Annotated in this window: 9 protein-coding genes and 1 pseudogene; 7 read left to right on the top strand and 3 right to left on the bottom strand. The window is 61.8% G+C overall.

From position 1 onward, the window contains the following. Window positions 1-82 precede the first annotated feature (82 nt). From FS769_RS06790 to FS769_RS06785, 3 genes are all read right to left on the bottom strand, one after another. Entirely contained in the window at window positions 83-508 is a 426-nt protein-coding gene (locus FS769_RS06790; protein ID WP_313959270.1) for a dihydrofolate reductase family protein, read from the bottom strand. Next, entirely contained in the window at window positions 505-636 is a 132-nt protein-coding gene (locus tag FS769_RS17170; protein ID WP_313959269.1) for a hypothetical protein, read from the bottom strand. Before FS769_RS17170 ends, FS769_RS06790 begins: the two co-directional genes overlap by 4 nt. A gap of 522 nt (window positions 637-1,158) precedes the next feature. Then, window positions 1,159-2,169, bottom strand: a complete 1,011-nt coding sequence (locus FS769_RS06785; RefSeq protein ID WP_144831122.1) for a hypothetical protein — start codon at window positions 2,167-2,169, stop codon at window positions 1,159-1,161. Between the two features lie 66 nt (window positions 2,170-2,235). Between FS769_RS06785 and FS769_RS06780 the strand changes: the two genes are divergently transcribed. The 7 genes and pseudogenes from FS769_RS06780 to FS769_RS06755 all read left to right on the top strand — a co-directional run bounded on the left by FS769_RS06780 (window position 2,236) and on the right by FS769_RS06755 (window position 13,430). Beyond that, window positions 2,236-2,637: a hypothetical protein gene (locus FS769_RS06780; protein WP_144831119.1), complete on the top strand. Its 402-nt coding sequence runs from the start codon at window positions 2,236-2,238 to the stop codon at window positions 2,635-2,637. 596 nt (window positions 2,638-3,233) lie between these two features. Then, window positions 3,234-3,422 (top strand): helix-turn-helix domain-containing protein, encoded by a 189-nt coding sequence (locus FS769_RS06775; protein ID WP_144831116.1) that lies wholly within the window; start codon window positions 3,234-3,236, stop codon window positions 3,420-3,422. 48 nt (window positions 3,423-3,470) lie between these two features. Further along, window positions 3,471-6,749: an ATP-binding protein gene (locus FS769_RS06770; RefSeq protein WP_144831113.1), complete on the top strand. Its 3,279-nt coding sequence runs from the start codon at window positions 3,471-3,473 to the stop codon at window positions 6,747-6,749. 101 nt (window positions 6,750-6,850) lie between these two features. Further along, the gene (locus FS769_RS06765) at window positions 6,851-7,216 is read left to right on the top strand and encodes a hypothetical protein (protein ID WP_144831110.1); all 366 of its coding nucleotides are present in this window, start codon (window positions 6,851-6,853) and stop codon (window positions 7,214-7,216) included. 9 nt (window positions 7,217-7,225) lie between these two features. Next, window positions 7,226-7,414: pseudogene (locus FS769_RS17220) on the top strand (DUF1156 domain-containing protein); the annotation flags it as partial. A 117-nt stretch (window positions 7,415-7,531) separates the two neighbouring features. Then, window positions 7,532-10,135, top strand: coding sequence for a DUF1156 domain-containing protein (locus tag FS769_RS06760; protein WP_260979710.1), 2,604 nt, complete (start codon window positions 7,532-7,534; stop codon window positions 10,133-10,135). 1 nt (window position 10,136) lies between these two features. After that, entirely contained in the window at window positions 10,137-13,430 is a 3,294-nt protein-coding gene (locus FS769_RS06755; RefSeq protein WP_144831105.1) for a DEAD/DEAH box helicase, read from the top strand. Window positions 13,431-13,577: the final 147 nt, after the last annotated feature.

Here is a 13,577-nt window from a genome sequence, read left to right as displayed (position 1 = left end):
GGGCTCCGAATTGACGGATTCTATGAATACGCTATCGGTAGGTGTCACCGCTGCCTCGACAGTCGTGACACGTGCGGGGCCCTTAGCAAGCGACGGGCCGGTAGCGCTGCGCGATCGCGCCCGAGTCGAACGCGCGCCGCTCGATCAACTCGAGGGGAATCTGATCCCGGATGCCATCGAGCAGCCGTGGTCCGCGCCCTGCGACGACCGGATGCACGACAAACGTGTACTCATCGATGAGCCCATGCGCCGCGAGCGTTGCTGGGAGCTTGACCCCGCCCAGCGCGATGCCTCGGCCCGGCTGCTCTTTCAGCCGTCGGACGGCGTCGACGACGTCGCCCCGGACGAATTCGGCGTTCCAGTCGACTGCGTCCAGGGTTCCAGACGCCACGACCTTCCGCATTGGATCCATCACCTCCGAGAACGCGACCTCGCCGTCGTCCATCCAGTCGGGCCACACCCGCGACTCGGGCCGGCGCCGCGCGCCCTTCATCAGCTCGTAGGTCACGCGGCCGCGGGGCGGCGGAGTTCGTCGGTCCAGAACGCCATGGACTCCGCGTCAGGCGGCAGGCCGGCCTCGTCGTGGCAGCAGCCGTCGAGGGTGGTGTTGATTGCGTAACGGAGGGGCTGTGGCATGGACCTAGCTTCCTCGCCGGCTCCCGCCTGCGAAAGAGCTCCATTTGACTTGGCAGATCGCGCCGCCGGTCCACGAGTGCGTAAGCCAGCTTGACCTTCGGAAGAGGCCACAAGACGACCCACGCCTGCTCGCGCAGGGCATCCTCCCAAGGCACTCGTCAGCACGGTCGCCAGGAGTCAGTCGCTCGCTACGGACGAGTGGTCACCCGTGCCCCACGACGCCCTCCCCGCCCGAAACCCGGCCTCCGCAGAATTGCTTCCTGGTCGACACCCGTCATCTACTTCACGCGGTAGGGAGGGACCTTCCTATTCCGAGTTCTCTCAGGTGCTACTCCCGCTCGGGGTCCCGGTCATCATCGATATCGTCAAGATCAACGCCGGGCCGTCCGGCCAGTATCTGTGTGAGGAGGCCGGCGAATTTGTTCCGTATCTCAGGAAGCGCCTCTATTGCTTCCTGGTCGACACCCGTCATCTACTTCACGCGGTAGGGAGGGACCTTCCTATTCCGAGTTCTCTCAGGTGCTACTCCCGCTCGGGGTCCCGGTCATCATCGATATCGTCAAGATCAACGCCGAGCCGTCCGGCCAGTATCTGTGTGAGGAGGCCGGCGAATTTGTTCCGTATCTCAGGAAGCGCCTCTTCGGCATCGCTACCGAGCAACTCGTCGAGGCTCCAAATCTGAAGGTGGAGCTGGCGAGGAAGCAAGAGCCCCACGCGGCGGATGCCGTGAGCGTCATCGACGTCGAGCAGCGTGTAACCGAGAAGCTGGAACAGCGTGTCTCTGATCCAAGGGCTCGTAATCTGCTCGCGCGTCTTAATTTCGACTAGTAGATCTCCGACGATAAAATCAGCATCAGCTCCGCCCACAGCAAGACTGCCCATAAACGTGGGGTTGGACACGACTGGGATAGCTGAACCCTTCCATTCGTCCAGAAGGGGCACAAGCGGCTTGTGCATTCTGGCCACGTCAAAGAGAAGGTTTTCGTCGATTCCCATGATTAGCTCGACGCCGTCTTTGGCTCGTTTGATCCGACGGCCCAGGTTGTTCGCCAACGCGGTCACCGGACCGGCGCGGTAAATGGCCTCGCACCAGGCGAGCGGAATGGAGAGCCGAGCCAGACTTAGCGGATGCGGGTCCTTCTCTTTGAGGGTGAGATATGCAAAGTCGAGCGCGTCCTGGAGGAGCCCAGCGATGTGCTTGCCGCGGTGGATAACGTCGGGGTTCGCTTGCAGGCGTTTCAGCCCTCTCCAGGCCGTAGTCGCAGCGACGTCGAAGCCCGGCAGATTCATACGAAGCCGGTAGTCGAGCGCCATGCCCGCCACGATCGCATGGCCTTTGCGCTGGGGCGGCTTCACCTCCGCCGGGATCGGGATCAACGTCGCTAGTGCGGTCAGCGTGTCGAAATCGAAGCGCGTCGCGTTCACTTTTCCGATATCGCCGCGCGTACCCGCCGTTGCCAGCGTGGGAGCACTGGAATAGACGAACTCTCGCACAGAAGAGTCAGTGTCCTTGAGGTGGCTAGTCAGCGACATGCCTCGACCGTAGCGGCAGTCATCGTTACACGAGACCCTTGGGCAGGCGACACTAGAGTCGCTGTCATGGGGAATCTCGGCATGTACCAGGACATCACGAAAATGATTAAAACCCTCGGTGGACCTAAGCCGGCTCTGACTCTCATCATCGGCGGCACGCTTGCGGTCGGGTCCCTGCTTACAGTGGGCTGTCAGCAGAGCACGAAGGCCATTGCGAAGGCAGTCAAGAATCGTCACGCCCGCCATGATCCCTACCCGAATTTCGGCCAGAACTTCACAGTTCACACCGCTGGCACCGACGAGCAGGGCCTCGAGTTCCGGGTGGGTGACACCTTCTCCGTACTCGAATGCGACGACGACGCGGTGCTCATCGAGATCATCGGCAACCTAGACAACCCGCGTTTCGTCTCGGGGGCTTTCCTACTTTCGATCTCCGACTATCCCGCGCCGCCGAGACCAAATGAGTAGGACCCACGCCCAAGGTAATGCCCTCGAGCGCGTCTGCCGACGGGCTCCGCTCAGTAGTCCGCGAGTCGCAGCGACCGGTACGAACCAGTCAGCCGACCGAGTCCTTTCAAAATGTCGAACGCATCTGAGGATGGTCGCCGCTCACAGGGTGGGAGATCCTGCCCGAAGTCATCGCCGGCGCCCGCGCGGGTCAGCACATCCTCGCGTCGCACTACCCGTACTCCGGCGACACTCAGGATGTAGATCGGCACTCGACGCACCGCCCGGTGGATCGCGGGTTTCCCCTCCTCCATGGTCACACGCATGACCGCACCGCCGTACCAGACGGGCACCAGTTCCACGTCGGCGTCGACGCGTTCGGTCTCGCCCCGATCCCGATCACGCTGATCGATGCCTGGCTCGAGGACCTCCGACGTGAGGAAGAGGAGATAGCAGCCATCGTTCGCGAACGCTCCGCAGCAGGACCAAGCACGCCGCTGTCCGAGGTGGCGGAGCGGCTCGGGATCGACCTTGACACGCTGTAGGCCCGCAGCACCTCCCCCAACTAAGCTCGGTCATATCCGGGAAGATCCCGCTCAATTCACACAGGAGCGCGAATGTCCGACCCCTGGCTCTCTGCCGACGACATCGCTGCGCACTTGGGTGTGACGAAGGACACGATCTACGCGTGGATCACCGATAAGGGCATGCCCGCGCACAAGGTGGGCCGCCTTTGGAAGTTCCAGGCGAGCGAGGTTGACGGCTGGGTGCGGCGAGGGGATGCCGCATCGGGTAATGACGCGTGACAAATCAAACCTCTGACCGCGACGCTGCTGGTCTGGAAAGGAAGACGAATGAGTGACTCGAGCCTGGTCCCACTGCGCACGGCGTGCGTGCCGCGTGATGACGTGTTGCAGGGCGGCCTGGCCGACAACCACTTCGCGGCCCAGCTCGACAAGGTCGTGCGAGACGCCGAGCACTACCCGGTCTACGGCGACGCGGAAGCGTTCTTCGCGCAGACCTATCCGACCTCTGGTTTGAAAACTCTCCTCACGAAGACCTTTGGTCGCGTCACGGGAGCGAAGGGCGTCGCCGGGGAGAACGGGGTTCTCCGTCCGACGACCTCGTTCGGTGGCGGTAAGACTCACGGCCTCACCGCCGTCTACCACCTCGCCGGTGGGGCACGCCCGACGAATATCGCGGACTTCATCGACCCCGCGCTCTTGCCTGATGGGCCGATTCAGGTGGCCGCGCTCGTCGGTGACGCGCTTGACCCCACGGCCGGCGTCGAGACGGAAGGGCACCGCACCTACACACTGTGGGGCGAGATGGCCGCGCAGATCGGTGACGCTGCGTACGATGCGATGGCCGCGAACGATGCCCAGCGCACCGCTCCGGGCACCGGCACGATCAAAGCTGCTTTCGGAGGCAACCCAACCATCGTCATCGTGGACGAGATCGCCAAGTACCTGCGTGCAGTGTCGTCCTCCGGCAGCGAAGACGTGCGTCGCATGGCACGAGCGATCCCGGTGTTCCTGGGGAATCTGTTTGAGGTCGCCTCCGACCCGACCAACAAAGTGTCCGTCATCATCACCTTGGCCTCGACGACCAACGCCTTCGGTGCCGAAACAACAGAGATCAGCGACCTGACCGGCGATGAGAAGCAACGCGCCGACACGGCGAACGCCGCCTCGGTCAAGGCTGCGGAAGAGACCGGCGACGTGCTCACTCGCGCCGTCCAGCCATCCGCCGTGATCCGTCCGGCAGACGACAACGAGATCGGCGAAATTCTCAAGAAGCGCATCTTCGAGTCGGTCGACGAAAGCGCGGCGAAGGCAGCAGGAGCTGCATACCGCGGCCTCTACGAGTCTCTGGGCAAAACTGAGCAGCTGGCGGGCGGCGCGGAACACCCCGCGACCTACGGCGAACTCGTCACGACGACCTATCCGTTCCATCCCGAGCTGGTCCGTGTACTCGACAAGCGGCTGGGCAACATCACCCAGTTCCAGCGGGCGCGCGGTGCGCTAAAGCTGCTCGCAGAGGTCGTCGCGCACATCTACGACACGAACGATGACACGGCGATCATCAACGTTGGTGACATCGACTTCGACAACGACCCCGTCCTCAACCACCTCACCGATGGACTCGGACGGGCCGAATACGCGTCCGTGGCAGAGGGCGACTTCGCAGGCAAGCAGTCGCACGCAGCGGCGGTGGATGCCGATGTCTTCCCAGGCAAACCTGCATACGCCATCCGCGTAGCGCGCACCGTGTTCACGCACTCCCTGGAAATGGTCGCGACAGCAGGAGCTGGACGCAACGACTGGATCGTCGGCACCCTTCGCCCCGGCGAAGACACCGCCATCTTCGAGAAAGCGCTCACCGAATCCGAGAAAGTCTTCTGGCACCTGTCGTTCGACGGTGGTCGATGGCGTTTCAACATCGAGCCCAACGTCAACGCCATCATCGAGACCGAGAAGCGCAACGTCGCCAACACGGCAGTAGCAGCAATGGTGGACACCCTCATCCGCAACGCCTTCGCCAACGACGGCGGCGCGAAAGCCGTCCACTTCCCGTCCGGCCCTGCCGAGGTCCACGACGAGGCGGGACTGAGAGTGGTCGTGCTTGACTACAACGTCGTGGCCGTCACGCAGAAGGGCGCAGAACAGCCGCCCGCAGCGATCGTCGAGATGCTTGACAAAGTGGGCTCCGTCGGCAGCCCGAGAACCTACCGCAACGCTGTGGTGTTCGCGGTCCCAGACGAGGAGCAGGTCGAGGTCTTGAAAGACCGTGCACGCGCCCTGATCGCCTCGAACAACCTTGCCAGCGACACCGCGCGCCTGACCCAGTTCAGCGACGAGGTGCGCAAGAAGGTGGAGGTATACAACAAGGAGGCCACCCTCAACGCTCGCATCGCCGTGACGCGTTGCTACAAGCACATCTACTTCCCCTCCGGCGACAAAGCCACGGGGTACCTGCGCCACCGTGAGCTTCCCGCTCAGGCACAGGGCGACACGAAGAACGCGACCTCGGCGGTGTTGAGTCTGCTCGAAGACGAGGACAAGATTCGAAGCAGTCCCTTCACAGCCTCCTACCTCCGCTCGAAGACCTGGCACGCCGCGAGTTCGGCGACGACCCGCTCCATCGCCGACTACTTCTGGACCGATCACACGATCCAGATCGTTCGAAACCCGAACCTGATCCGCGAAGCGATCGTCAACGGCGTGAAGAACGAGAACTGGGTCTACTACGACGCCGGCACGGGAAAGACATACACGTCGAGCACCATGGCTGGGCTCGCCCCGGAGATGAAACCCGACGCCGAAGTGATGACCGCTTCCGAAGCCCAGTCACGAGGCTTGCTCGTGCGCAAGCCAACCCAGACCGACTTGCGCGCCGTCGTCACCAACGATGACCTCACGGGTGCCGAGATTCGCTCCCGCCTCGAAGCCCAATGTGGCGGCGAGCCGACCAAGACCGATGTCATCGAACTGCTCGCCACAGCAGTACAAGCCAGCGACTACAAGTGGTTCGTTGTTCTCGACGCAGAGCCTGCCTCCGGCATCCGGGCATTGTCGCCATCCGCGATCAAGGACAAAGGTCTCGATGGCCTGCGCATCCTCAGCCGGGAAGCGGCGGATGCGCAGGAGATCGAGGTGCCAACCCGCACCCCGAACTCGAAGACCTTCAACGCGTCGGGCCCAGGCGGTGCGGCAATGCAGAGCCTGCTGGATCAGATTTCCGACTTCACCGTGCCGACGGTCAGCACAATGACCTTGAAGGTCACAGCGGACGAGGCGTCTGGCACCAGCGACATCGACCTCGCCGTAGCATCACTCGGCATGCTGCAAAAGCAGCACATCACCGTTCGTGCAACGATCCGCGCCGAGTTCAAGGGAGTCAACGGCGGAGTCCAGTTCCAGGGCACCGCCGATCGGCAAGACTTCCAGTCTGCGTACAACCTTGTGAAGAAGGCCATCACCGGTGCGGTCAAGGTAGCGGGCGAGGTAACCCTCGTTTTCCGCTTCACCCCGGCTCTGGATATTACGGATGCCCAGTTCGGCCAGATTCACACGGTCATCAAGAACCTTGGTATGAAGAGCACCACGATGACAGCAGAGGTAACCAAGTGAGTGCCGTCAAGCGCATCCGCCCCGCGTCCCACCTCGCGCTAGTCGAAGGAGCGCGAGGGTTCCGCCTTGTTGTCACGCCAGGCCGAGGCGAGACCTTCGGAGTGACGCTTGAAGAAACCTACGGCGAGAACGGTGGCACGATCACCGCGCCGGTGACCACTGCCACACCCGTTCAGGCGGGACGCGTGGTCGATGCGCTCTTCGTTGCGATCCGCAAGGCCGGGCATCAACCGAGCGTCCTTGCGTTTAAGCGCAAAGCACCCATCCGCCTTGGCGAGGCTGAGGGAGTCCGTCTGGCGCTCGTCCTGCTTGCGAGCCAACCCATTGCCAAGCATGAGCGAGTCCGGGCGCTCGTCGCCGGAATCAACGCCATGAGTATCGAAGAGACCTACTACTGGTACTCCAAGTGCATGGGACTCGACGGTAATCGCGCCCGCAAAGCACTCCGAACCCTCCTCGCCGACTAAGGACACGACGTGACCACTTCAAGACCACGAGTTCTCATCGAGGACTGGCTACCCGTCGCAGAGCTCGGCATCGAGTCACGGCGAGAGCGTGGAGCCGCCTCAGCCCTACCGCCGCTTTCGTTTCTCCACATCTGGTGGGCTCGCCGACCACTTGTGGCGTCCGCCGCCGTCGCACTCGCCGGGGTCATGCCGACTTGGACCGAAGAGCTGGCAGCAGCGTTCCCGGACGCGTCGGAACTGCGCACCGAATCGGCCTACCGGGGATGGCTGCTTCGCCTCGTCGGAATCCTGGGGGACCCTGTCAAGGGGCGGCGCATGATCGATGCCGCCAATGCTGCGGGCGTGAAGCTACAAGGTAACGGGTACGGCTACCGCCAAGCGTTCCGAAACCCAGTCTCGCGCTCAGACATCGATCTGCTGCACGCTGTTCTCCGTCGCACCTGGGGTGAACTTCCGACCATTGCCGACCCCACTGCCGGCGGAGGTTCGATTCCTTGGGCTGCGAGTCGCCTCGGGCTCCCTGTCGTTGCTAACGACCTCAACGGAGTCGCAGCAAGCGTGCTGAAGGCAGGCGTCGAAATACCTGCAACTCGCGGTCTCGACCTGCTTCCTGACATCAGGAAGTGGGGCGACATCCTCGTCAAGCGAGTGGAGAAGCGACTCAAGGAGTACTTCCCGCTCAACGAAGAGGAAAGCGTGATCGCCTACGTCTGGGCCAACGCTGTTCCTTGCCCGCGGACAGGTCGCCTCGTGCCGTTGCTCACAGACAAGTGGCTGCGCAAGACAGCAGGCAAGGAGGCCGCTGTCAGGATGGTTACCTCCATCGAAGGAATCGAACTCAGAGAGCCACATTTCGAGGTCGTCTTGGGACGTGAGGTGGACAAGACCGACGCCAGTATGGGGACAATGGCGCGAGGCAAGGCGGTCTCTCCCTACGACAATCTGGTAATCGATGGAGAGTACATCAAGGAGGCCGCGCAAGGCGGTGATATGAGCCAACTGCTATACGCCGTCGCTGTCCGCAAACCATCGGGCGAGCGAACCTTTCGGGCGCCTAATGAGGTAGACCTCGAAGCCCTTCGAGCTGCAAATCGTAGATTCGATGCAGTGAAGGACGAGTGGTTTGCTTCTGGAATCCTGCCTACCGAGGAGTTCCCTGAAGGAAACGATTTGCGTCCCAAACACTACGGCCTCGATCGTTGGGTAGATTTCTTCACCCCTCGTCAAGCGCTCGTACACGGAACGTTTGGCGAGGAGTTCGCGAGGCTCGTGCCTGAGGTGCGCGAGGTTCTCGGCGAAACGGCCGTAGAGGTTCTGTTCGAGTTGGCGCTGATGCAAGGCAAGGCCCTCAACTACAATTCGAGACTCGGCTCGTGGCACGTCTCAAAGCAAGTGATGCGAAGCGTCTTCGAGAGGCATGACTTTGCTTTCAAGTGGACGTTCGCCGAGTTCGAAGGTGCAACTGCCCTCTATTCGTGGTGCCTCGACCAGCTAACGGATGCCTACGGCGGGATTGCCCGTCTGCTCGATGAGACGGGATCAGCAGAGCTCGGCACGAACGACCGTCTTGAGCGACAGGTCGCGGTCACTCAAGGCAGCGCAGCAAGCCTCACGCTAGAGGACCGCTCCGTTACACACGTCTGCATGGACCCGCCCTACTACAACAACGTGATGTACGCAGAGCTCGCGGACTTCTTCTACGTCTGGGAGAAGCGCACACTGGGGCGTCTTATTCCGGACTATTTTGTGGATGAGCTCACCGACAAGGATAACGAGGCGGTGGCGAACCCGGCTCGCTTCGCAGCAATGGGACGACGCAAGAACGAACTCGCCGACCTCGACTACGAAGCGAAGATGACCGCTATCTTCGCCGAGTCTCGACGTGTACTTAAAGACGATGGCGTCCTGTCGGTGATGTTTACTCACAAGCGAGCGGAGGCATGGGACACCCTGGGTATGGGCCTGCTCCAGGCCGGGTTCACCATCGAAACCTCGTGGCCAGTGAACACGGAGGCTGAAACCTCGCTCCATCAAGCGAACATGAATTCTGCGGCGTCCACGATCATGCTCGTGTGCCGCAAACGTGAGGATGGCGAGACGGCACGCCGCACCTATCTGGATGATATTGAGCAAGATATTCGTATCGCTGCGCGCTATGCAGCAACTAGGTTCCAGCATGATGGAATCGACGGCGTAGACCTACTGCTCTCAACATATGGCCCGACGCTTTCGGTCATCTCGCAGAACTGGCCAGTTTATTCGTCTACTCCTGACTCGGAGGGGCGCGACCAGCTCCTCCGCCCTGAAGACGCCCTAGCCTTGGCGCGTGAGGAAATTGTGGACCTCCGCCGATCCCGCTTGGTCGGGAAAGCGGCAAAGGTCGATGGCTTCACTGACTTCGTTCTCTTGGCCTGGGATACTTTCGGCGCACGTGAGTTCCCGTTCGATACAGCTCGTCTCCTCGCGTTGGCCGTGGGTGGTCTGGATGTAGATGACTTGGAGCGGGCGAAGGTCGTCTCTAAATCGGCGGGCAAGGTAACGTTGTTGACGCCCAAGGAGCGGCTGCGACGTGGCGCTGATTCTGATTTGCCTGGCGTGACGCCGGAAGCATCGTCGTTCGAGTACGTTATCGACGCCGTTGACACTGCGCTCTACATTGCCGAGGTGGATGGGCAGCAGGCTGCCAAGCGCTTCCTCGACCGTCACGGATACACCAGCGACACCGGGTTTGTTTCCACCCTTCAGGGTCTGGCGAACGCGATTCCGCGGACCAAGGTCAAAGGTGCTTGGGTGGTGCCGGAGGCCGGGCTCATCGACACACTTTGCACCCTGTACTTCGAAGATGTCGTATTACCGGAGGCGGAGGAGATGGCCGCACTGGCCGACCCCAACGAGAACACGCTGTTCGACGTGGAGTGACATGACCACGGACGACAGCGACGCTCTAAGGCCTGGACCGCCGGCCGCACCGGCCCCGCCGGTGCTCTCCGATCTTTTTCCCTACGACCCGATCTCGTCGCCTGACTCGTTCCAGACGGTTGATCTTGGAGCAACCTACTCGCCGGATGATCGTCCGTTCGAGACGTTCTACCTACCGCTGCTGTCACGGGCAGTCACCTACGACAGAGCCGTGGGCTACTGGTCGGCAGCCGAGCTTCAGTACGCAGCCCAAGGCACGGCCCACTTCCTCGCGAACGGCGGGAAGATGCGACTGATCGTCGGAGCGCAACTCGCCCAACGAGACGTGGACGCTGTAATTGAAGGCAAGCCCCTCGACGACGTAGTGGCGGAGAGGCTCCTCGCCGACCCGGAACTTGCGGGCGCACGGATCGTTCAGAGCGAGCATCTCAGCGTGCTCGCGTGGATGGTTGCCACGGACCGACTTGAGATTCGTGTCGGTGTCCCACGAGGAGAGAACGGTGAGCTACTGACGCACGAGCAGTCGGGTCGCTACTTCCACACCAAGTACGGCATCTTCGCGGATGGCTACGGCAACCGAGTCGCCTTCAACGGCTCGAACAACTCCTCAGTCACGGCCTGGGCCAAGAACCACGAGACCTTCGACGCCTATCCATCCTGGAATATCCCCATCTGGGACTACCTGGGTGTCCACAAGGTGCTCGACTTCGAGAAGCATTGGACAGATAACGCCGATGCAGGATGGGCCGTCATCGACCTGCCGACGGCAGTGCGGATGCACCTCATCGAGCACGCGTCCGACACCCCGCCCCTACCGCCCGGCGTCGTCCTACCACCCTCGGAGGACGACGACACCGATGAGTTTGATGTCGAGGCGGCCTGGCATGAGCTCGTCGCATTGCGCGACGCACCAACCGAATCGTCCTGGACCGGTGTCGGATCGGCATGGGCACAACCTCTCCCGCACCAGGCAGAGCTCATCAACCGTGTCGTGAGCACCTACCCGCGCGGCTACCTCTTCGCCGACGAAGTAGGGCTCGGCAAGACCGTCGAGGCAGGCATGGTCCTGCGTGAACTCTTCACATTAGGTCGGGCGAAGAAGGCGCTACTGCTCGTGCCCGCATCAGTGATGAAGCAGTGGCAGGAGGAGCTCCACGAGAAGATGAACCTCGATGTTGCCCGCTTCGACAAGGGCACCTTCGTGGATCGCCACGACCAGCCGATCCCTGTTGATCCGAATGCTAATCCATGGTCGGCGTTCCCCATCGTGCTTGCGTCGTCGCACCTCGCTCGCCGCCGAGACCGCCGACGTCAGATTCTCGATGCCGGGCCGTGGGATGTCGTCCTGGTTGACGAAGCACACCATGCCCGGCGACGGGGCTCCAAGCCGACCGATACTCCGAACTCGCTGTTGGCACTACTCCAAGAGATGCGCGACAAGGAGACGTGGCGCGCACTGTACCTGGCCACCGCAACGCCGATGCAGATGAATCCGCACGAAGCCTGGGACCTGATCTCACTACTTGGACTCAAGGGTCGCTGGGGCGTCAGCGCCGACGACTTCATCCGATACTTCAAACTTCTGGCCATCGACCCCATGCATCGCCACTGGGACCTGCTGTGCGCGATGCTGGAGGACTACTTCTCTGACCCACAGGCCGAGCGGGACGCTGACCTCGAAGGACAAATCGACGACGCCCTTGGCTGGACGGGTGCGTACGTGGTCACGGCTCTGGCCGGGAACCCGCCGAGTGCCGACCTGAAGGCCAAGTTCCCGAACGAGACTTCCGAGTGGATGGACAAGTGGCTCCGCCGGCACACGCCAATGCGGGATCGGGTCTTCCGCAACACCCGAAAAACGATGCGCGAGTACCAAGCGGCAGGGATCATCCCCGACGACGTGGTCATCCCGTACCGCCACGTCAAAGATGAGTTCATCCCGCTGGAGCCGAACGAGCGCCGACTGTACGAGCGCATCGAGGAGTACATCCGCCGCCACTACAACGCCTACATGGCAGAGGCAGGAAATCAGGCGCTCGGCTTCATCATGACCGTCTATCGCCGTCGCCTGACCTCATCGTTCGAGGCAATCAAGCGATCGCTTCGTCGTCGGCTGAGCGTCCTGGAAGACGGCAAGAACCTCGCTGAGCTACTCACTGACGATGACAACGTCGATGTTGAAGGATCGTTGTTCGAGCCGGAGGCGTTCGACACCAGGGCCGGCCGACTCCGCGACGAGATCGCCGAACTCAAGTCGTTCCTCCAAGACCTCGACAGCATCACCGGCGAAGACAGCAAGGCCACCAAGCTCGTTTCAGACGTGACCGAGGCCCTGAACACCTACTCGTCAGTGGTTGTCTTCACCCAGTACGCCGACACCATGGACTACGTCCGCGAACGACTCATCACGGCAGGATACCGGCGGCTCGGCTGCTACTCCGGCCGGGGTGGTGAGGTCTACGACGCCGATTCCGGGACCTGGGCCGAGGTCACAAAGTCGGAGATCAAGACCATGTTCCGCAGTGGCGAGCTGGAAGTCCTCATCGGCACCGACTCCATGAGCGAAGGCCTGAACCTGCAAACGTCCGGGCGGCTCATCAACTACGACATGCCATGGAACCTCATGCGCGTCGAGCAGCGAATCGGCCGCGTTGATCGCATTGGCGCCTCCTACAAGGACATCCGCATCAGCAACTACTTCTACGCCGACACGGTCGAGGAGCAGGTGTACAAGGGCATCGCGGAGGATTACGGAGACTTTACCGACATCGTTGGCGACGCCGCACCCGTGCTCGCAAACATTGAAAAGGCCATCGAGCGCCTCGCCCTGACTGGGCACACAACGCCCACCGACATCGAGTCTGAGGTCGGCGATATCCGCCAGCAGGTTGAGGACATCAAGAACGAGCCGGTGGGCAACGACGATCTGGGCGAACCCACTGGTGAGAGCCGTATCAAGGAGCCGCCGCAGCTCATCGGCGCCACAACAACACATGACCTGGAGCGTCTGCTCACGACGAATGGACTCAGCCGCGCTGCGTTCGAAGTGGACGACCAGCGCCCAAAGGTTTACCGGCTCAAGCCCCCTGCCGAACGCCTGTCCAGGCTCTCATTTAACGAACTCGATGGTGTGCGTGACATCGAGGAGTACTTCAACCCGTTTTCAGCCGAGACTCTGCCGGTCACGTTCGACCGTGCCACCTGGGACGAGAGCGACGACGCCTCGCTGGTCTTTCTTACCTATGGGACACCGGAACTTGCGGCGCTACTGCCAGCAGTCGAAAACGACAACTGACTCGTAGACGGTGTCGCCGCGGGACTTCGTTAACCGAAATGTCCATATGGACACGTGGTGGACATTCCATCTGCGAAATGGACAACTTGAAAAGAAACCTACAACCCGGCTGCTCTGCACACTCGGGTTCTGGAAGCCGTAAGCCTC

This window comes from Microbacterium sp. BH-3-3-3 (genome assembly GCF_007679045.1).
GTDB lineage: Bacteria > Actinomycetota > Actinomycetes > Actinomycetales > Microbacteriaceae > Microbacterium > Microbacterium algihabitans.
This window is presented reverse-complemented; position numbering and strand designations above follow the sequence as displayed.